Origin of the sequence: Saccharothrix sp. (genome assembly GCF_031180885.1) — a bacterium.
Taxonomy (GTDB): Bacteria; Actinomycetota; Actinomycetes; order Mycobacteriales; family Pseudonocardiaceae; genus Actinosynnema.
Window position 1 is genome coordinate 42698 of the sequence record NZ_JAPSLK010000011.1, and the last position, 19683, is coordinate 62380.

Below are 19683 nucleotides of genomic sequence, written 5' to 3' on the forward strand. Positions count from 1 at the left end.
AACGGGCTACCGGCGACCGAGGGTCATCCCGCCGGGTTCTGGGTCGTCGTCGCGCTTCCGCTCCGCCTTGGCGAGTTCGGTGGCCAGTCGCTCGGCTTCCTTGGCCGAGTACCCCTCGATGGACACCGATCTGCCTTCGACCTCGAAGCGGTGCACCTTCCCGCGATGCCGTCGGAGGAACGCCACCAGCGTGCCTCCCACGGCCGTCCACGCGGCCGGGTTCTGGGCCGTGGCCACGATGATCTCGACCACGGCCGAGCGCGTCGCGCCTTGCGGGACGCGGAAACCTTGTGCGGTGAGGTGCTCGCTGAAGTCGTCGGCGAACGTGGCGGGCAGTCCGATGGACAACTCGGCGGAACCATCGGCCGAGACGAGTGTGAACATCTTCGTTCCCGGGTCGTGAGGCATCCCCGGACGGTAATCAGTCACGTCGGGGACCCCTCCCGACACAGGTTCGCGCTGGTCATGCCGCACGGTTCCGCGACCCGATGCACCGCCGGTACAACGCCGGTACAGCAGTCCGGTCGATCACGTGAACGATCACGTGATCGACCGGAGTGCCGTGCCCGTCCTCGTCAGTCGCGCAGGCTCCACTGCTGGCTTGGGCCGCCGTGGCAGTCCCAGAGGTGGATCTTCGTCCCCCTGGCGGTGCCGTTGGCGACGGTGTCGACGCACTTCCCGGATTGGACGCCGGTGATGGTGCCGTCGGGGTTGTTGTTCCACTTCTGGTTGGTGCCGCCGTGGCAGTCCCAGATGATGACCGCGGTGCCGTTGGCGGTGCCCTTGCCGCTCGCGTCCAGGCACTTGTCGCCGAAGACGCGCCACTCCTTGTTCGCCGTGTAGGTCCAGCGCTGCATGGTGCCGCCCCAGCAGTCCCACAGGTGCACGCGGGTGCCGTTGGTGCTGGTGCCGTCGGGCACGTCCAGGCACCGGCCGGACTGGCCGCCGACGATCATCGGCGGGAACTCGTACCCGGCGGCGGTGATGGTGGCCTGGACGGCGTCCTCGGTGGCGTTGGACGGGAACCCGAACGTCACGGCGCCTTCGAAGAAGTAGCCGGAGCCCGTGGGGCTGTTGTCGCCGCCGGTGCCCAGCAGGACCGAGTTCTCCATCTTCATCGGCGAGTAGCCGTTGGGCAGGCGACCGGAGTACGTGGTGGTCAGGCCGCCGCTGTTGCCGTTGCCGTACTTGAGCGTGAAGTTGGTGGTGCCGTTGTTCTTCAACCAGGCGCTGACGAACGGGTAATCGACGCCGGGGTTGTTCGGGTCCTTGTTGGGGCCGGTCTCGTTCTGGAACAGGCCCCACTCCAGGTCGGCCTGCACCCACGGGCCGGTTCCCACGCAGCCGCCGAACCAGCACGCCTTGCCCCAGTAGATCGCGTTCATGGTGGCGCGGGCGTCGGCGTTGTGCGAGTTCTGCGCGGTGCCGTAGTCGAAGCAGCACCCGCCGTTCACGCCGGTCGAGGAGGTGACCATGTAGATCCCCTCCGGCTGGGCCCCGACCGGCACGCCCTTGGCGTGGTCGACCCGGTAGCCCACACCGGGGGTGACCATGACGCCGAAGACCTGGCGGCCGCCGACGGTGAGCGGGAGCGCCATCGCGTCGGCGCCGATGTCGGAGCCGTTCGGCCCGGGGCCGGGCCAGTAGCCGCCCCACGAGATGGGCATGTCGTTGTGGTGGGCGGTCTGGTCGTAGATCTTGGTGATGGTGCACCGCGTTCGGGCGCAGAACGAGATCTGCGGCGCGGAGTTGGCGACGCCGCCGGCCGCGACCGGGCCGATGTCGAGGTACCTGTTGTCGGAGGCGCGCTGCACCTGGTACAGCGGGCCGTTGTAGGAGGCGAACAGCGCCCGGGTGGTGCTGTGCGCCGCCGCGCACGGGGTACCGCCCGCGGCATAGATGTCACAGGGCAACGATGCCGCGGCCTGGGCGGCAGTGCCGCCGACGAGCGAGCTGCCGACGAGCGTGCCGGCGATCAGCGTGGCCGTTGCCATCGCCGACAGCACTTTCCTTAATCGGTTTCGCGCAACCATGTCGAACCTTCCTGGAGCGGGACGAGTGGGCTGATCGACTCCGGGCGCGGGTCAGTAGCCGACGCGGAAGGTCGCATCCGCGCGGGCCGTCGCGGTCGAGATCTCGTCGATCCGCAGGACGAAGCCGAAGTGGCGCAGGTACCGGGTCGGGTAGTTGACCGAGCGGAACGACGACCAGGAGGCGTCGGCGAGGCCCGCGACGCGGGTGAACGTGGCGTCGGCGGCGAAACCGGCTGTCCCGTCGTTGCGCGCGAGCTTGACCTCGAAGCCCTGGTGCCGCAGGAAGTGGCCGGGCAGGTCGACCGACTCGAACGACACCGCGCTCGGGTCGGACAGGCCGGCCCGCACCCGCCACTGCGACTCCTGGTACGGCTCGAACGGCTGCTCGTCGATGCGGCCGACGAAGTTCGAGTGCCGGACGAAGTGGCCCGGGAAGTTGAGCGACTTGACCCGGCGCCAGCTCGTGCCGCCGTAGCGGGCGAGCAGGCGGTCGCGGTCGGCGGCGGTGATCGGGTGGACCGTGTTGTGCTTGCCGTTCAACGGCGCGGTGTAGGACTGGCGGCCGACCTTGGTCCACGTGCCGGCGGCGAGATCGCCCTCCCACAGGTCGAACTTGGCGTTGGGGCAGTAGGTGTCGCCCCACAGCCACCACTTGTCCGCGGTCAGCGACTTGACCAGCGTCGGCGCCTCGGTGCACCGGTTGTCGCCGATCGGGGAGGTGTAGCGGGTGAAGCTGCCCGGTGCCAGCGACGTCGAGCGGGCGCCGAGGAGCCCGGTGGTGGCGTCGTTGCGGTAGTACAGGTAGTTCATCCCGTTCAGGTTGGTGATCACGTGGGAGTCGATGACGGACGTCCCGGGGTCGAAGAACACGACCGGCGCGGTGGCCGTGACGAAGTCGGTGGTGTAGGAGACGGCGATCACCGCGTGCGAGCCGCCCGGCGGCACGGTCGAGAAGGTGATGCCGTAGGCGTTGCGCGACGGGTCCCAGTGGATCGCGGGCGCCCAGCTGAACGAGGTGGTGTTGGTGCTGTTGACGTTGAGCAGCCGGTCGGCCGACCAGTTCACCAGGTCGGGCGAGGTCCAGACGTGGATGTTCTGGTTGGGTTTGCGGAAGTCGCTGTTCACGGGGATGTCGGTGGCCACCAGCACCCAGGTGCCGTTGTTCAGCCGGGTGATGAACGGGTCGCGGATGCCCTTGGTGCCCGCGGTCGGGATGAGGACGGGGTTGTTCTCGTTGAGCGGTGTCCACTCCAGACCGTCGTCGCTGACGGCGAGGTGGACGGCGTTGACACCGCCCGCGCCGTTCAACGACTCCTTGAAGTAGCCCATCACGTAGGCGGCGTCGGCCGCCTGGGCCTGCGCGGGAGCGGGGCCGACGCCCACCGCGAGCCCTGATGCGACCAGCCAGCAGGCGGCCAACCCGAGAAGTCGTCGCACGGTCGTTTCCTCTCGTCGGGGCACGGCGGGTCAGCTCGTCACGCGGAAGGTGGCGTCGCCGCGTCCGGTCGCGGTGGTGATCGGGTCCAGCCGCAGCTGGTAGGCGTAGTGGCGCAGGTAGCGGTCGGGGTTGTTGTAGGACTGGAAGGACGACCAGGTCGGGTCGGCGAGCCCGGCGACCTGGCGGAAGGTGGCGTCCGCGGCGAACCCCGTGGTGCCGTCGTTGTAGGCGAGTTGGAAGTCGAAGCCGTAGTGCCGCAGGAAGTAGCCGGGGAAGTTCACCGACTCGAAGGAGACCGTGCCGGTCCCCGCCAGGCCGGGCCGCAGTCGGAACTGGGAGTCGTCGAGCGGGCTGACGTTGGGGTCGATGCGCACGTCCATACTGGCGTGGCGCACGTACCGGTCCTGGAAGTTGTACGACTGGAGCCGCTTGGCCGGGGTGTTGGGCCAGCGGGCGAGGACGCGGCTCTCCTCCGCGGCGGTGAGGGTCGTGATCGCGCCGTGGCGTTTCGGGGTGCCGCCCATCTCGTAGCCGGTCGACGGCTGGAGCCGGTAGGTGCCGACGTCGAACGGGTCGGTGGTCAGGATCGGCCGGTACTCGCGCACGCCGTTGGAGTCGAGGTGGTCGATGTAGAGGGCCCACTCGTCGCGGTCGCGGAACTTCGTCCACACCGGGCCTTCGACCACGTGGCCGGTGAGGCCGATGCTGGAGAGGGTGCCGAGGGTGGTCCACGTCCCGAGGATCGAGTTGCTGCCCTCGACGGTGTTCTGGTGGTCGCCGGAGACCCGCACGTAGCGGTAGTCACCGACACCGGCGGGCACCTCGGTCATCTGGGTGTCGACGATCGGGGTGGTGCCGGGTGGGTCGATCCAGATCTGCGGGGTGGTGATGGTGCGGAAGTCCTTGGTGCGGGCGTAGTAGATGCGGTACTTGAACACGCCGTTCACCGTGGCGTTCGTCGCCCAGTACAGGACGTAGTCGTTCGTCTCGGGGTTCCAGATCGCCTCCGGCGCCCAGGCGTTGCGGCTGCCCGGGATCGCGCCGGCGACGTTGACCAGCCAGGGCCGCGACCAGGTGACCAGGTCCGTCGACTCCCATACCACGAGGCTGGGGCTGCCGTTGGTGTAGGTGGAGCCGCAGCGGATGCACAGGTCGGTCGCGACGATCCAGTACCGGCTCCCGTCGGGCGAGCGCACCAGCGCTGGGTCGCGCACGCCCTTGGTGCCGATCGGGGAGTGCAGGACCGGCGCTCCGCCGTTGAGGTCGTTCCAGTGCAGGCCGTCGGCGCTGTGCGCGAGGTACAACCGTTGGCCGGTCGCGGAATCGCCGGTGAAGTGCACCATCAGGTAGCCCGGTTCGGCGGCGGCGGCCGGTTGTGGTGTGGTCAGGGCTTGGCCTGTGAGGACGAGGCACACGGCGAGGACCATCGCCGAGAGCCGGGCGTGCAGCGCGCGCATGGACATCTCCTGTCGCCTTCAGGCCGTGGGGGTCAGGTGGTCACGCGGAAGGTGGCGTCGCCGCGTGCGGTCGCGGTGGTGATCGGGTCGAGCCGCAGCTGGTAGGCGTAGTGGCGGAGGTAGTGGTCGGGGTGGTTGTAGGACTGGAAGGACGACCAGGTCGGGTCGGCGAGCCCGGCGACCTGCCGGAACGTGGTGTCCGCCTTGAATTGCGCGGTGCCGTCGTCGGGTGCGAGGACGAAGTCGTAGTTGCGGTGCCGCAGGTAGTAGCCCGGGTAGTTGACCGACTGGAACGACACCGTCCCCGTGCCCGCCAGGCCCGGCACGAGGCGGAACTGCGCGTCCTGGGCGGGGCTGACGTTCGGGTCGATGCGCACGTCGAAGTTGGCGTGGCGGACGTACCGGTCCGGGAAGTTGTACGACTGGAGCCGCTTGGCGGGTGTATTGGGCCAGCGCGCGAGCACCCGGCTCTCCTCCGCGGCGGTGAGATTGAGGATGGAGCCGTGGCGCTTGCGCGCGGTGCCGACGCTGTAGTCGGAGAGCCTGCGGAAGTTCTGCGTGCTGCTCAGGTCGGTGGAGGCGAGGGGCAGGTAGCCCGTGCCGCCGGCGTTGTCCAGCCACAGCGCCCACTCGGCGCGATCGTTGAACCGCGTCCACATGGGACCTTCGACCTCTCGACCGGTGAGCCCGAGGTGGGACAGGTTGCCGATGGTGGTCCAAGGTCCGAGGATCGAGTTGCTGCCTTCGACGGTGATCTGGCCGTCTTTGGACGCCCGGTGGTAGCGGTAGCCGCCGACGCCGGTGGGCGACTCGACGATCTGGGTGTCGATGATGTGCTGCGTGCCCGGCCGGTCGATGTAGACCTGCGGTGCGGTGAACGTGCGGAAGTCCTTGGTGCGCACGTAGTGGATGCGTTGCTTCCGAATGCCGTTGAGTGTGGAGTTGGTCGCCCAGTAGGCGACGTAGTCGCCGGAAACCGGGTCGTGGATCGCTTCGGGTGCCCAGGCGTTGCCCGCGCCCGGGATGCCGCCCGCGACGTCGAGCAGGCGCGGAGCGGACCACGTGACCAGGTCGGTGGACTCCCACACGACCAGCGACGTGCTGCCGTTGTTGGCCGCGTCGTGCCACGACCGGCCGCTTCCGGACATCCGCAGGTCGGTGGCGATGATCCAGTACCGGTCACCGGCGGGCGAGCGGACCAGCGCCGGGTCGCGCACCCCGCGCTCGCCGACGGTGGACAGCAGCACGGGGGCGCCGTTGTTCAGCTCGGTCCAGTGCAGGCCGTCGCGGCTGTGGGTGAAGTAGACCTGCTCGCCGATCGGGTGCTCGCCGGTGAAGTGCGCCATGAGGTAACCGGTGAACGGCTCCAGCGCCTCGGCCCGGCGGGCGGTCGTGACCGACCAGGAGGTGAACAGCAGGGCCACGGTGGCGACCAGCGCGCTGACCCTCGTCAGTGCTCGTGACACGGTGATCTCCCTTGATCACAGCGTGCAGGTGATCGGTGCGAGGGGTTCCCGCGACGTCACGGTGGACGTCGCGGGAACCGCCGGGGATCAGATGAAGCGCCAGAGGTGGCTGTTGCTGCCGTTGTCGTCCCAGATGACGATCTGCGCGCCCTGCGAGGTCGAGCCGCCGCTCACGGCGAGGACGCGGCCGCCGTTGGCGCACTGGATGCGGAAGTGGCCGTTCGTGCCGTAGCGCAGGCGCCACTTGTGGTCGGCGGTGCCGTTGTCCGACCACTGCAGGACGCGGGAGCCATTGGCGGTCCCCATGCCTTCGACGCCGAGTACCTTGCCGCTGTTGCTGTTGCGCAGCCGGAAGTAGCCGTCGGGGTCGAGCAGGGCGGTCCACAGGTGGTCGGCGGTGCCGGTGTTGCCCCACTGGATCACCAGGCCGCCGTCGGCGGTGGACATGTTCTGCACGCCGAGAACGAGGCCGCTGGCCAGGTTCTGGATGCGGTGGGTGCCGGAGGGCACGAACCGCCAGTTGTTGTCAGTGCTGCCGTTGTCCGGATCTTGGACCGCCTGCGCGCCCTGCGCGGTGGAGCCGTTGAGGATGCCCAACATCTTGGCGCTGTTGACGTTGCGCAACTTGTGGGTCCCGTCGCCGTTGTCCACAATGGTCCAACGGTGGTCGGCGGTGCCGTTGTCGGACCATTGCAGCACGCGGGCGTTGTCGGCGGTGGACATGTTCTCCACGCCCAACACCTTGCCGCTGTTGACGTTGCGCAGCTTGACCGCCGAGCCGTCGGGGACCAGCTGCCAGTTGTGGTCGGCCGTGCCGTTGTCGCCCCACTGCAACGCCAGCCCGCCGTCCGCGGTGGACATGTTCTGGATGCCGAGCACCAAACCGCTGGAGGCGTTGAACAACCGGTAGCCCGCGTCCGTGGCGCCGCCGGTGTTCCAGTAGACGGTGTAGTTGTGCCCGTGCGCGTCGTAGAACGGCCCCAGGTTCACCGTCGCGCCGTTCGCGGTCGCGGTGAACGTCAGGGACGACGTGCTGGTCCGGGTGACGGAGGCGGTGTCGAGGACCGGCAGGGCGCTCAGGGCCGTGTTGCCGTAGTTGCCGGACAGCACGACCGGGCCGTAGGTCACCGCGGCGACCGCCGGGTTGTCGTTGGCGGGCACCATGGTCAGCCGCATGGGCAGGCGCAGCGAGACCACGTCGCCGGAGGCCCAGGAGCGGGTGACGCTCGCGTACGTGCCGGGGGTCGTGGTGATGTTCTGGGCGACACCGTTGACGCTGATCGTCGCGTTGCTCGTCCACGACGGGATGCGCAGCCGCATGGTCCACGACCCGCTCACGTTGCCGGTCACGGTCAGCGAGGTGGTGTCCGACACCGGGTACGTCGTGGTCTGGGTGACGGTGATGCCGCGTTCCGACCAGTTGAGCGTGGACGGCGTGTAGAGGTTCACCGTCAACGTCGTGCCGCTGTGGAAGAAGATCGAGTTGGCCAGCGAGGTGTTGACCTCCAGCGCGGTGCCCTGGCAGCACCAGAACGTGCCGTAGTCGGTGCTCCAGTTGCCGCCGCCCCACGCCGGGCCGGTGTTGCCCCGGCGGTGCCCGGGGTTCAGGCCGGTGAAGTAGCAGATGTGCCCGTGCGGGTCGGCCGGGTTCTGCTGCCCGATCAGGTGGTTGAGCAGGGCGCGCTCGTAGAAGTCGAAGTAGGAGGCCCGGTTCGGGTCCAGCAGCCACAGCTCGCGCGTCAGCTTGAGCATGTTGTAGGTGTTGCACGCCTCGGCCGTGTCGGTGTTGAGGTACGCGGCGATGGCGTTGGGCGCGCGGAAGTGCTCGGCCTGGCTGTTGCCGCCGATGACGTAGGTGTGCGCGGCGACGGTGATGTCCCACGCGTTGGAGGCGATGTCGCGGTAGCGGGTGGTGCCGGTGGCCTTGTACTCCCGTGCCGCGCCGATCCACTTCGGCACCTGCGTGTTGGCGTGCAGGCCATTGAGCCGGTCCTGGTTGGCCGCCAACGGGTCGAACACGGCGGCGTGGTCGAACCGCTGCGCCGTCGCCAGCCACCGGGCGTCCCCGGTCTGCTGGTACAGGTCGGCCAGCACGGCGTTCATCCCGCCGAACTCGGTCTGCAGCACGCGCTGCATCTGGGCGGTGGTCAGCCGACCGGTCCGCCAGTCCACCCAGCCGGCGAACCGCAGCAGCACGTCACGCGCCTGGGTGTTGCCGATGTGCCGCCACACGTCCAGCAGACCGGCCAGCGTCTTGTGCAGCGAGTAGTACGACACCGACTTCGGCGAGCCCGCCTCCATCGCGTCGAAGTCCGACTCCGGGAACCCCGACAGGTAGCCGGTGTTGAACCCGGCGGCGGCGTTGTTGGCCTGGCACTTGGCCAACTCCGCGACCATGTAGTTGGCCCGGTCGCGGGACGTGGTGTCGCCCAGCACCGCCCACGCCTGCGCCCACGCGCTGAGGAAGTGCCCCTGGCTGTGCGTGCGGAACGGGAAGTCCGGCGCCTCCCAGCCGCCCAGCGGCGCCGCGCCGCCCGTCGACAGGCGGTGGTTCGCGCGGAAGTTGTAGAGCAGCCGCTCGACGTCGATGAACCGCAGGTAGGACAGGGTGCGGTTCTGGTTGTCCAGCCAGCGGCCGGTGGTGAGGCGGACCTGGCTGAGGTCGAACGGGAAGGTCGACACGCCGATGTCGCCGCGGACCGGTGGCACCGAGGCGGCGTGGGCCGTCGGGGTGGCCATGGCGGGCACGGCGGTCGCGAGGGCGGCGACCCCCGTGGCCTGCAACAACCTGCGCCGGTTCAAGGGGTGTCCCATCGTCGACAACCTCTCCATCGGGGCCGGACGGATGTTAGCGTTAACAATTCAAAGTGCGGACAGGCCGGTGGCCAGTCCTGAGTTGACTTCATAGCTAACAGCCGGCTTGGCGGGTTGTCAACGGTCCGGTTCGGGCTTTCTGCACTGAACCGACGCAGAGCTTGTTAGCGCTAACAGATCTGGCGACCGGGCCGAGTGCGGCGTTCCGCCGCACCCCGCGGGCTCAGTCACCGGTGGCGGCGGCGATGAGACGGGCGAGTTCGGCCGGCTTGGTGACCATCGGCCAGTGGCCGGAATCGATGTCGACGTACTCGACCTGCTTGACCGCACCGAGTTCGGGGATGTCGCCGGCGGCGATCCACTCCCGGGCCTGGTCGGGGCTGTACTCGGGGCAGATCAACACCACCGGGACCTCGAACCGGCGTTCGTCGGCCAGGCGCACCACGCCCTTGGTCACACCTTCGGGGACCGAAACCGCGGCGGCCTCGAAGGCGCGCCGGGCGTCCTCGTCCAGGTCGGCGGAGTCCGGCCCGTCGAACGGCGCCCAGCCGGGGAAGGGCATGAGGCCGTCGACCGGTTCGAAGAAGTCGGCGTAGGTGCTCCCGTCGCCGGCGGGGAATCCACCGATCATCACGACCTTGGCCACCTTCTCCGGTCGGGCGTCGGCGGCCAGCCAGGCCAGGCCGGCCGCGGCGGAGTGCCCGACCACCAGGGGCCGGTCCGGCTCGGCGTCCACGGCGGCGAGCACGGTGGCGACCTGGTCGGCCAGCGTGGCGGACGTCGAGCCGTCGCCCTGGCCCGGGAGGGTGAGCGGCACGGGGTGGTGGCCGAGGTCCCTCAGCACGGGGACGACCTCGTCCCAGGACGATCCGTCGAGCCACAGGCCACCGATGAGCAGGATGCGCACGATCAGTCTCTTTCTCCAGTGCTGGACGGCCACTCGCCGTCCACGCCGGGAGCCACAGTAGGACTGGTTCCGGACGATCTGCTTCCGGTTGTCACCCCAACCGGCGTGGGGCGGGCTCGGCATCGCACCGAGCCCGCCCACTTGCTAGCGCTGCAGGGTCAGCACACCCGGCAGGTACGGCAGCAGGCCGTAGTCCGTGCCGTCGGACTTGGGGTCACGTCCCTGGTAGAGGAACTGGAGGTTGCAGGGGTCGATGGTCTTGGTCTGGTCGGGGTTGGTGCGCACGATGTCGCCGTGGCTGATGTCGTTGGTCCACGTCGCGCCGCTGTTGGCCTTGCCCGCGAACGGGTTGGTCACCGTGGTGGCCTGCGGGGTCCACGTGCCGTTGAGGCTGGTGGCGGTGAAGGAGCGGAAGTAGCGCCCGGACGGGCTCTGCGCCTCGACGATCATGAGGTACTGGTTCTGGTCCTTGAGCTTGTAGACCTCGACGGCCTCGAACAGGTTCTCCGGCGTGTCGCTCATGATCTTCGTGTAGCTGGAGCCGAAGCTGCCCGGGAAGTTCCCGATGGGCATGCTGGCGCGGTAGATGTTGCCCAGGTCGTCGGCGAAGAACATGTACATGTTCGTGTCGTCGGCGATGAGCGTCTGGTCGAGCGGCGCCCCCTGCGGGAGGGTGCCCGTGAACAGTTGTTGCTGCGCGGACCAGCCGTTGGGGTTGGTGGGGTCGGTCGAGGTGCGGTAGGAGAAGGTGTCCGGCCAACCCCACTGGTAGGCGAGCACCCAGATGTTCTTCGGCGCGTGGTAGATCAGCGTCGGCGCCACGGCGTTGAAGGGCATCGAGTGCTGGGTGGCGGCGGCCATGTCCGACCAGTTGGTGAAGGGGCTGAAGACCGTCGACTTCCAGCTGTCCCCGGTGTCGTGCGTGGTGGCGTAGACGAGGTTCTTGCCGTTGTGGACGACGGCGCTGAAGTCCTTGAGCGAGACCCACCCGGACTTCGGGGTCGCCAGCGGGCCGGTCGACGTCCAGCGGTAGGTCGACGGCAGCGAGCACGTGCCGCTGCCCCCGCCGACGCGGACGAGTTGCCACTGCTGGTTGCTGCCGTTCCAGTCGCTCCACTGCACCACGCGGGCGCCGTCGGCGCTGGAGCCGCCCTGCACTTCGACGGCCTTGCCGCTGGTGCGGTTGATCAGCCGGACGTACCCGCTGTCGGAGTCGGCGAGGCGGAACTGCTGGTTGCCGCCGCCGTTGTCGGTCCACTGCACCAGGCCGGCGCCGTCGGCGGTCGAGGCTCCTTGGACGTCGGCGACCTTGCCGGAGTGCCGCGCCCGCAGCTTGTAGTAGCCGCCGCCCGCGTCGACGAACTGGAACTGCTGGTTGTTGGCGTTGGTGCGGGTCCACTGGATGAGGTTGGCGCCGTCGGCTGTGGACGCGCCGTTGACGTCGAGGGCCTTGCCGCTGCTGCGGTTCACCAGCACGTACCAGGCGGTGGTGTCCACCGTGGCGGCCGACGCCGACGTCTGGGCCACGGTGAGCAGCCCACCCGCGACGGCCGTGACCGCCACCGCGGCCAACCCCGACCGCCACCGACGACGCCACCTCGTGGTGCGCGAAAACCCGACCGACATGAGCACCCTTTCCTTTCGTCATTCGGACCCGCGATATGAGACGGGTCTTATCGGCGCGGACACCGACGACACGCGCGCACGGACCCACGCCTGCGGGTGTGCTGTTAGCGCTAACATCAAGCGGGGTGAGGGTCTGTGCGGATTATGGGGATATATGGGGACAGTTGAGGTGTCGATCTGCGGTGTGCCTGAACGCGCCAGGCGAACTGTGAACGATCACAACGACCGGCGTCAAGATGTAACGGGCATGTTTTCGCAAGAAAAACCCCAGCTGAGACGCTGGGCCTCGCTGGGGTTCTCGTCCGGCGCGCGGCCGACCTGGTGGCCGGGTCAGCCTTCGATGCGGCGGATGGTGTTGATGGGGCCGATGGAGTCGATGTCGGCGATGCGGACCGGCACGCCCTCGGTGGAGGCGTGGACGGCGCGGACGTTGTCCACGGCCATGGCCACGTGGTGCTGGTCGGCGTAGTAGACGATGATGTCGCCGGCCTTGACCTCGCCGCGTGACACCGCCCGGCCGACGCCGGCCTGGCCGTAGCTGGTGCGGGGGATGGCGACGCCGGCTGCGCGGTAGGACTGCTGCATGAGGCTTGAGCAGTCCCAGGCGTCGGGGCCGTTGGCGCCGTAGACGTAGGGGTCGCCGCGTTGGGCGAGCGCGTACTCCAGTGCCCTTCCGGCGGTGCCTGCAGGTACGGCGATGCGGGAGGTGTCGCCGGGGTCGGCGAGGGCTCGGCGGTCGGCTGCGCTGAGCGTGTCGTAGTGGGCGCGGGCTTCGCGGACTTGTTCGTCCAGTTCGGATTTGCGTTGGGCGATGTCGTCGGCGAGCTTGGCGGCGGCGGTGGTGGCCTCGGTCGCGCGGCGCTGGGCGTCGTCGGCCTGGGTGACCGCGGCGGTCAGCGCGCCGAGTGCGTCGGCGTTCTCGGTGGCGAGGACGTCGAGTGCGGCCATGCGGTTGAGGTAGTCCTGTTGCGAGTCGCTGACCAGCAGGGCGGACAGCTGGGTGAACCGAGCGCCTTCGAAGGTGGCCTCGGTGAGCAGGTCGACCTGGCCGCGCAGGTTCTCCTCGGCTTGGCGTGCCGCGGTCAGGTCGCCGTTGGCCTTGTCGAGTTCGCTCTGCTTGGCCTTCAGGTCGTCCTGAGCGCGCAGGTGCTCCTCGTTGAGCTTTTCGGCTTCACCGGCCAGTTCGGTGTACTTCTTCAGCGCCTCGGAGGCGTTGGGCGGCAGGGCCGGGTCGGCCGCCGCATGGGGGAGCGCGAGGCCGGCCGCGAGTGCCGCGGCGGCGGTGGCCGCGAGTGCGGCCCGGACGGTGCGCTGTGCGGGTGGTGACGCCACGATGGCGTGTTCCTCCTTGACTGCTTCCGTCATGAATGGTCTGAACGGGTTACCCCCCGTCAGGTCTCGGACAGGTTACGCAATGCCGGCGGATCCGTCCACTATCGGGGTTAGTACATGGCGGTAAGGTGAACGGTGCTGTTTGAGTTATTCGCCGGCGGGTGCCGGCCGGTGCTGCGCGGCCCGGCCAGTCCCACGTCGTCGCGGAGATCGGCCGGGCGCTGCGAACTTCTTGCTGCACCAGGGGGTCGCGCGTGGGTCAGTGGGCGAAGACCGGGCCGTCGGTGTTCGGCTTGCCGGTGGGCAGGAGCAGGGGCGAGATGACCGCGACGACCACGGAGACGATCGCGCAAGCCAGGAACGCGCTCTGGAACCCGGCCACCGACACCCTCTCGGTCTCCACGCTGGCGCCGGCGATCGCGGCGACGAACGCGATGCCCAGTGACGCGCCCAGCTCGTGGCTGGTGTTGACCACGCCGGACAACAGGCCCGCCTCGCTGTGGTCCACCTCGTGCATCGCGCTGGTGGTGGCCACGATGAACATGCACGCCAACCCGGCCGCGGCGATCACGAACCCGGGCAGCAGCTCGCCGAGCGCGGTGGTGTCGCCGGAGAGCCGCGCGAGCCAGAGGAAACCGCCGGCGGCGAGGGCCATGCCCGCCGCCGCGATCGGTCGCCACCCGACCTTGGCCGGCAGGTGCGAGCACAGGTGCACCGCGACGATCATCCCGAGCGCGACCGGCAGGAACGTCAAGCCGGTCTCGAACGCGCTGTAGCCGGCGATGTTCTGCAGGTACAGCGAGGCCAGGAAGAAGCTCGCGATCAGCAGGCCCGCTCCCGACACCATCGCAACGTTGCCGCCGACGACGTTCCGCCTGGTCAGCACGGGTATGGGGACCAGCGGGTGCGCGGCCCGGCGTTCGACGACGACGAAGACCACCACCAGGGCGACGCCGACCGGCAACGGCACCAGGGTCGTGGCCGACCCCCAGCCGGCGCCGCCCGCGTTGACCAGGCCGAAGATCAGCGAGGCGGTCATCGCGGTCATGAGCACCGCGCCCAGCCAGTCCGACCGGCCCTCGACCTTTCGGCGAGCGCCGGGATCGACCAGCGCGAACGTGGCGACGAGCACGCCGACGCCGACCGGCACGTTGATGAAGAACGCCCATTCCCAGCCGGGTCCGCTGGTCAGCGCGCCACCGAGCAGCACGCCGACGGCCGAGCCGGTGCCGCCGATCGCGGCCCACGCGCCGAGCGCCTTGTTCCGGTCCGCGCCGTGGAACGTCGTGGTGATGATCGACAGCGCGGCGGGGGACAGCAACGCCGCGCCCGCGCCCTGCGCCAGCCGGGCGGCGATGAGCATCGCGCCGTCGACCGCGAGGCCGCACGCCAGCGAGGCCGCGGTGAACACCGCCAGGCCGACGGCGAACGTCGTGCGCCTGCCGACGATGTCCGACAGCCGCCCGCCCAGCAGCAGGAAGCCGCCGAACACCAGCGTGTAGGCCGACACGACCCAGGGCAGGGCCGCGCGGCCCAGTCCCAGATCTGCGCCGATGCTGGGCAGCGCGACGTTCGCGACAGTCACGTCGAGGATGACCATGAACTGCGCCAGGCACAGCAGGGCCAGCACCCGCCACCGCCCCGGGGCAGGGGAGGCTCCGTGGCCGTGACCGTGGTGCGCGGCAGGGGAATGGCTCACCGGGAACTCCAGAAGTCGAACGGAAGTGTTAAGGAAAGCTAGCTCCCGGTCGACGATGAAGTCAAACAGTGGTGTAAGAGTTGGAGGTCACTCGGGGGCCTGCGCGGGGATACGGGTATGGGTCAAGGCGGTCGCCTTATGGGTGGAAGCGGTCGCCTCGGCCCGCGGGAGCGGGAGTCGGCTGGGGAGACGGTGCGTTAGAGGCAGCCGAGCGCGACGAGGACGAGCAGGCCGCCGAGTCCGGCGACGGTGGGCAGTGCCATCGCGGTCGTGCCGGCGGCCACGCACAGCACGCGGCCCAGCAGCGGGCTCCGGTGGCGGCGGACGCCGGCCAGCCGCTCCAAGCGGACCTCCACCGCGTCCTCGCCCATCGCGAGAGCCGTGCCGGGTGTGCCGTGCTGCGACACCTTCAGCAACGCGGTCCGGACGGCGTCCACGCCGCAAGCCCGCACGGCCGCCGCGTCGGCGGCGAGTTCGACCAGGGCCCTCACCGCCGCCGGCGCGTGCCGGAACAAGGGCAGGAACGGCAGCACCGTGGCGATCGCCTCGCTGGCCGCGACCAGCAGGTGGTGACGGCCCGCCAGGTGGGCCCGTTCGTGGGTGAGCACGGCGGCCACCTGGTCGTCGGTCAGGTGCCGGTTGAGCCCTTCGGTCGCGACCACGACGCCGGGTGTGCCGGCGAGGGTGAACGCGAGCGGTTCGTCGTGGTCCAGCCACAGGGTCGACGGTGAGCCGGGCTCCTGCCGGGCGGCCGTGCGCAGGGTGGCCAGGTGTTCGCGCCGCGTGCGCGCCCGCCGTCGTGCCGCGCGGGCGCTGACCACGGCGAGCCGGGCCAGCAGCGCGGTGACCAGCACCAACCCCGCCACGCCACCGGCGGCTTCGACACTGGGCGTCATGCCGTGTTCGAGGTACGACCAGCAGTCGTGCATGCGGCTGAGCAGGTGCGTGCCGTGGTCGGGCACGAGCAGCAGCGCCACCGCCAACGTGAGGGTCGCCACGACACCGACGGCGGACGCGAGCCACGCGACGATGGACAGGGTCGGGTCGACGTCACGGGCGGCCAGTCGGAGCAGCGGCCGGGGCGCCAGCACCCCGACCAGGCCCGCCGTGAGCAGCAGCGCGGCGGCGACGGTCACGTCTTGCGGGACTTCCGCGGCAGGGCCTTGCGCAGCAGTTCGGTTTCCCGCTCGGACGCCGACCGGGCGAAGTGCAGCAGCGCGCCCTCGGGGTCACCGGACGCGGTCAGCACCTCGCGCAGCGCCTTCGCCGCCGCCTCCGTCCGGCTCACGGCGGCTTCGTAGCGGAACGCCTTGCCGTCGCGCTCGCGGTCCACCCAGCCCTTGCGGTGGAGGTTGTCCAGCACGGTCATGACGGTGGTGTAGGCGAGGTTGCGGTCGTTGTTCAGCTCGTCGAGCACGTCACGGACCTTCATGGGTGCGGGCGCGCGCCACAGCACCTCCATGACGGCCGCTTCCAACTCGCCGAGCCCGTGCATCGCGCCCCTTTCGACCGGCACATCGTAGCGGCCGGGCCGGTTGGGCGACTCCTCCTACTAGTAGATATAGTAGGACCCTCGGGTCGGCGTCCCCGCGCCCGACCCGCGCCGCCGGGTATTCCCCCCTTGTCCGGCGGCCCGCGTCGGGCGGGTGTGACGTGTCGCTCCCGGACACCCGCCCGACGCCATTTCGCCCGCTCCCCGTGGGGTTTCGGCGGGCGATAGCCTGGTTCGCCGAACGGTTCGCGGCGGAGGGGGCGCAGATGGGCGAGACCGATCCGCACATCCACGTCGAGCAGAAGGTGCTGCGGGCGGGACCCGAATTCCGCAACCTGATCTCGTCGATGCTGGGCCGGGTGACGGACGCGCCGAGCGTCGTCACGACCGGCTGCGGGCTCCGGGTGCCCTACGCGATGACCTCCCACCGCCCGGAGAGCGTCACCTGCCTCGCCTGCCGGGAGCACGCCCACCGGGAGTTCCTGCGCTTCGCCGACCAGGTCGAGCGCCTGCACCCGATACCCGGCACGACCATCGCCGGCGCCGACGTGGCCGAGGCGGTGGAACGGCTCCGCGACCGCGCGAAGAGGTGGAGTCCCTGACATTTGAAGCTCCGGCGGAGCAAGGTGTCACAGGTGGACCGCAAGTCCCTGTTCTTTTGGTTGACACCTGCCAGAAGTGCGCCTACGTTCGGCCTCGGCCGTGGACCGGCCGGCGGAACGGGGGTCTCCGATGTTGGCAGGTCTGGGTCGGTGGGTCGCGCGTCGACGCGTCCCGGTGCTGATCGGCTGGGTCCTCCTCACCGTGGTGGGCGCCGCGTTCGGTGGCGGCGTGTTCGACCGGGCGCAACCGGTCGACAGCCTGCGGCCGGGAGCCGAGTCCACGGTGGCGCAGGCCCGGATCGACGAGTTGTCGCCGGACGGCGAGGTGATCGTCGCCGTGCTGGCCGGACGGGACTTCAACGCCACCGAGCTGGTCTCCAGCGCGAGCAAGGTGATGTTCGACATCCGGGCCATCGAGGGGGTGGCCCAGGTGGTCGACTCCTACACGACCGGGGCCCACCGGGTGTCCGACGACAACCAGAAGTCGCTGGTGACGGTCGAGCTCAAGCCGGAACTGTCCACAGAGGAGGCTCTCGCCGCCGCCGACGAGGTGGCCGCCGCGCTGCGCCGGATCGACGTCCCCGAGGTCCTGGTCGGTGGCAAGTTGTTGGCGGAGCGGGCGTTCGGCGAGCAGGCGGTCGAGGACGCGGTGTTCGGCGAGTCGGTCGCGCTGGTGGTGCTGGTCGGCCTGCTCGTCGTGCTCCTGGGCGGTGTGGTGGCGGGCAGCTTGCCGCTGGTGGCCGCGTTGGCCACGATCGCGGGCGCGTTGCTCGCGTTGACCGGGCTGGCGGGTGCGGTGCCGGTCAACGAGTACGCGGTCAACGTGGTGACCCTGCTGGGCATCGGCCTGGCGGTCGACTACAGCCTGCTGGTCGTGGCCCGTTTCCGCGACGAACGCGCGGCCGACCCGGATGCCCCGGTGCCGGAGCTGCTGGCGCGGACGGTGGCCACGGCGGGACGGGCCGTGGTGGTGTCGGGGCTCGCGGTGGGCATCGCGCTGGCCGGGCTGTTCGTCTTCGCCGATCCGTTGTTGGCGGCGATGGCGATGGGCGGTGTGCTCGTGGTCGGCCTGGCCGTGGTGGCTGGGGTGACGCTGGTTCCGGCTTTGATTTCGTTGGCCCACAAGCGGATCCCGCAGCCGGGCACGCGGACGTGGGTGTGGCGGCGGCGTGGACCGGGCGTGCCGGCCGGGCTGGCGGCGTTCGCGCAGAAGCGGCCGGCGTGGGTGGCGTTCGGCGTGGTGGTCGGGCTGCTGGTGTTGAGCCTGCCGGTGCTGCACGTCAACTTCGCCGACTCCGGCGCCCGGTCGCTCCCGGCGGGCAGCGAGGAGCGGCGGGTCGTCGAGGTCGTCGAGCGCGAGTTCGGCGGGGTCGACCCGATCACGCTGGTCATCGAGTCCGAGGACACCGGCGCCGGGGTGCCGGCCCTGCTCGCTCGACTGGACGCGCTGGACGGCGTGTTCGAGGTGGAGCAACGCGCCGACCGGCCACCGGGTGTGACGATCGTGGACGTGCGGCTGGACGAGCACACGTCGAGCGAGCGCGCCCAGCAGGTGGTCCGCGAGATCCGGGCCGTGGACACGCAGGTCCCGGTGCTCGTCGCGGGACCGGCCGCGGAGCTGGTCGACGCCAAGGACGCCACCGCCGCTCAGCTCCCGGTCGCGCTGCTCGTGATCGTCGCCGCGACCGCCCTGCTGCTCTTCGCCCTGACCCGCTCGGTGGTGGTGCCGGTGAAGGCGTTGGTCATGAACGTGCTGACGCTGACGGCGACGCTCGGCGTGATGGTCGCGATCTTCCAGTGGGGCTGGGGTTCGAGTGTGCTCGGCTTCGAGTCCCACGGCGCGCTCGACCTCACCACGCCCCTGCTGCTGTTCGTCTTCATCTTCGGCCTGTCGATGGACTACGAGGTGTTCCTGCTCGCCCGGATCAAGGAGGAGTGGGACCGGCGGGAGAGTGACGACGACGGTGACCGGGCCGTGCTGGCGGGGATCGTCGCCACCGGGCCGGTGATCACGGCGGCCGCGCTGGCGATCGGCGTGGTCTTCCTCGGCTTCGCGCTCGGTGAACTGGTGGCGGTCAAGGAGATCGGTGTCGGCATGGCGGTGGCGGTGCTGCTGGACGTCACCGTCGTGCGCGGCCTGCTGCTGCCCGCCGTGATGGCGCTGCTCGGCCGCGCGAACTGGTGGCCGGGCACACCGCTCACCACGAAACGCCGCGTGCCGGAGTTGCCGGCGGGCTCACGCGGAGTCGCGTGACCTGAACACGACCCCATCGTCCTGGGCCGTCCTGCTCCTGGGCGGCACCGGCTTGGTCGTGGCGGTGCGCGGGCGCGGCGCTCGCCGCCGACCACCCACCCGTGACCAGGGCCGTCACGTGCGGGAACGCGGGGTGGCAGGCGGAACAGGCCCTTGAGCTTGCGCAGGGCCTTGCGGTCGCCGGAGGCCGTCGCCACCCCCGTCTCGATCGCCTCGGCCAGGCTCAAGCGCTGGCCGATCACGTCCACGAACGCAGCCTCGCCGATGGTGATGGTGGCGTCCGGGTTCGGCCTGCGGATCGGTGGTCGGCCGCTGCTGCTGGTCGCGGGAGAGCTGGAGGAGACGGTCGAGGGCGGGCTGTTGTTCCACCGGCTCGACGAGTCGGTCCTGGTGTTCACCGATACCGCCGCCGCTGGCGTTGTCCCGTGGACCACGTCGCGGCGGGGTCTCGTCCGGATCGACGAGGGCAGTCGACGCATCTGACGTGCTCAGCGCCCCGGTGAGCTGGATCTCCCGGGTGTCAAGGACGCGTAAAGGACCCGTTCGGGCGTGTAAGGGAGCCA

The 19683-nt window shown here is 70.0% G+C and carries 15 protein-coding genes; 3 read left to right on the top strand and 12 right to left on the bottom strand.

From position 1 onward, the window contains the following. Positions 1-6: 6 nt before the first annotated feature. From RIN75_RS16075 to RIN75_RS16130, 12 genes are all read right to left on the bottom strand, one after another. Positions 7-384, bottom strand: coding sequence for a hypothetical protein (locus RIN75_RS16075; RefSeq protein ID WP_309112728.1), 378 nt, complete (start codon positions 382-384; stop codon positions 7-9). Between the two features lie 191 nt (positions 385-575). After that, complete coding sequence (locus tag RIN75_RS16080) at positions 576-1994, bottom strand: arabinofuranosidase catalytic domain-containing protein (protein ID WP_309112729.1); 1419 nt, start codon at positions 1992-1994, stop codon at positions 576-578. A gap of 90 nt (positions 1995-2084) precedes the next feature. Continuing rightward, positions 2085-3470, bottom strand: a complete 1386-nt coding sequence (locus tag RIN75_RS16085) for a glycoside hydrolase family 43 protein (RefSeq protein WP_309112730.1) — start codon at positions 3468-3470, stop codon at positions 2085-2087. A gap of 30 nt (positions 3471-3500) precedes the next feature. Further along, positions 3501-4928 (bottom strand): glycoside hydrolase family 43 protein, encoded by a 1428-nt coding sequence (locus RIN75_RS16090; RefSeq protein WP_309112731.1) that lies wholly within the window; start codon positions 4926-4928, stop codon positions 3501-3503. A gap of 32 nt (positions 4929-4960) precedes the next feature. Next, complete coding sequence (locus RIN75_RS16095) at positions 4961-6394, bottom strand: glycoside hydrolase family 43 protein (RefSeq protein WP_309112732.1); 1434 nt, start codon at positions 6392-6394, stop codon at positions 4961-4963. An 87-nt stretch (positions 6395-6481) separates the two neighbouring features. Continuing rightward, a complete protein-coding gene (locus tag RIN75_RS16100; protein ID WP_309112733.1) occupies positions 6482-9208 on the bottom strand; it encodes a beta-L-arabinofuranosidase domain-containing protein in 2727 nt (908 codons plus the stop codon). Between the two features lie 223 nt (positions 9209-9431). Further along, on the bottom strand, positions 9432-10115 hold the full coding sequence (locus tag RIN75_RS16105) for an alpha/beta hydrolase (RefSeq protein WP_309112734.1): 684 nt from the start codon (positions 10113-10115) through the stop codon (positions 9432-9434). Positions 10116-10259: 144 nt separating this feature from the next. After that, positions 10260-11741: a non-reducing end alpha-L-arabinofuranosidase family hydrolase gene (locus RIN75_RS16110; protein WP_309112735.1), complete on the bottom strand. Its 1482-nt coding sequence runs from the start codon at positions 11739-11741 to the stop codon at positions 10260-10262. 330 nt (positions 11742-12071) lie between these two features. Continuing rightward, positions 12072-13106, bottom strand: coding sequence for an NlpC/P60 family protein (locus tag RIN75_RS16115; protein WP_309112736.1), 1035 nt, complete (start codon positions 13104-13106; stop codon positions 12072-12074). Positions 13107-13332: 226 nt separating this feature from the next. Continuing rightward, positions 13333-14772, bottom strand: coding sequence for an MFS transporter (locus RIN75_RS16120; protein ID WP_309112737.1), 1440 nt, complete (start codon positions 14770-14772; stop codon positions 13333-13335). Positions 14773-14969: 197 nt separating this feature from the next. Further along, positions 14970-15908, bottom strand: coding sequence for a M56 family metallopeptidase (locus RIN75_RS16125; protein WP_309112738.1), 939 nt, complete (start codon positions 15906-15908; stop codon positions 14970-14972). Next, positions 15905-16267 carry a BlaI/MecI/CopY family transcriptional regulator gene (locus tag RIN75_RS16130; RefSeq protein WP_309112739.1) on the bottom strand — a complete coding sequence of 121 codons (363 nt, stop codon included), beginning with the start codon at positions 16265-16267 and terminating at the stop codon, positions 15905-15907. Before RIN75_RS16130 ends, RIN75_RS16125 begins: the two co-directional genes overlap by 4 nt. Before the next feature lie 263 nt (positions 16268-16530). Here RIN75_RS16130 and RIN75_RS16135 point away from each other — a divergent pair, with 263 nt between their 5' ends. From RIN75_RS16135 to RIN75_RS16145, 3 genes are all read left to right on the top strand, one after another. Continuing rightward, the gene (locus tag RIN75_RS16135; RefSeq protein ID WP_309112740.1) at positions 16531-16866 is read left to right on the top strand and encodes a hypothetical protein; all 336 of its coding nucleotides are present in this window, start codon (positions 16531-16533) and stop codon (positions 16864-16866) included. Between the two features lie 130 nt (positions 16867-16996). After that, a complete protein-coding gene (locus tag RIN75_RS16140; RefSeq protein WP_309112741.1) occupies positions 16997-19120 on the top strand; it encodes an MMPL family transporter in 2124 nt (707 codons plus the stop codon). Positions 19121-19273: 153 nt separating this feature from the next. Beyond that, positions 19274-19603: a hypothetical protein gene (locus RIN75_RS16145; protein WP_309112742.1), complete on the top strand. Its 330-nt coding sequence runs from the start codon at positions 19274-19276 to the stop codon at positions 19601-19603. Positions 19604-19683 lie beyond the last annotated feature (80 nt).

Coding starts and splice junctions, on each gene's coding strand:
- RIN75_RS16090 (WP_309112731.1), bottom strand. CDS start 4,928: ATGCGCGCGCTGCACGCCCGGCTCTCGGCGATGGTCCTCGCCGTGTGC.
- RIN75_RS16115 (WP_309112736.1), bottom strand. CDS start 13,106: ATGACGGAAGCAGTCAAGGAGGAACACGCCATCGTGGCGTCACCACCC.
- RIN75_RS16135 (WP_309112740.1), top strand. CDS start 16,531: ATGGGCGAGACCGATCCGCACATCCACGTCGAGCAGAAGGTGCTGCGG.
- RIN75_RS16100 (WP_309112733.1), bottom strand. CDS start 9,208: ATGGGACACCCCTTGAACCGGCGCAGGTTGTTGCAGGCCACGGGGGTC.
- RIN75_RS16075 (WP_309112728.1), bottom strand. CDS start 384: ATGTTCACACTCGTCTCGGCCGATGGTTCCGCCGAGTTGTCCATCGGA.
- RIN75_RS16130 (WP_309112739.1), bottom strand. CDS start 16,267: ATGCACGGGCTCGGCGAGTTGGAAGCGGCCGTCATGGAGGTGCTGTGG.
- RIN75_RS16140 (WP_309112741.1), top strand. CDS start 16,997: ATGTTGGCAGGTCTGGGTCGGTGGGTCGCGCGTCGACGCGTCCCGGTG.
- RIN75_RS16080 (WP_309112729.1), bottom strand. CDS start 1,994: ATGGCAACGGCCACGCTGATCGCCGGCACGCTCGTCGGCAGCTCGCTC.
- RIN75_RS16110 (WP_309112735.1), bottom strand. CDS start 11,741: ATGTCGGTCGGGTTTTCGCGCACCACGAGGTGGCGTCGTCGGTGGCGG.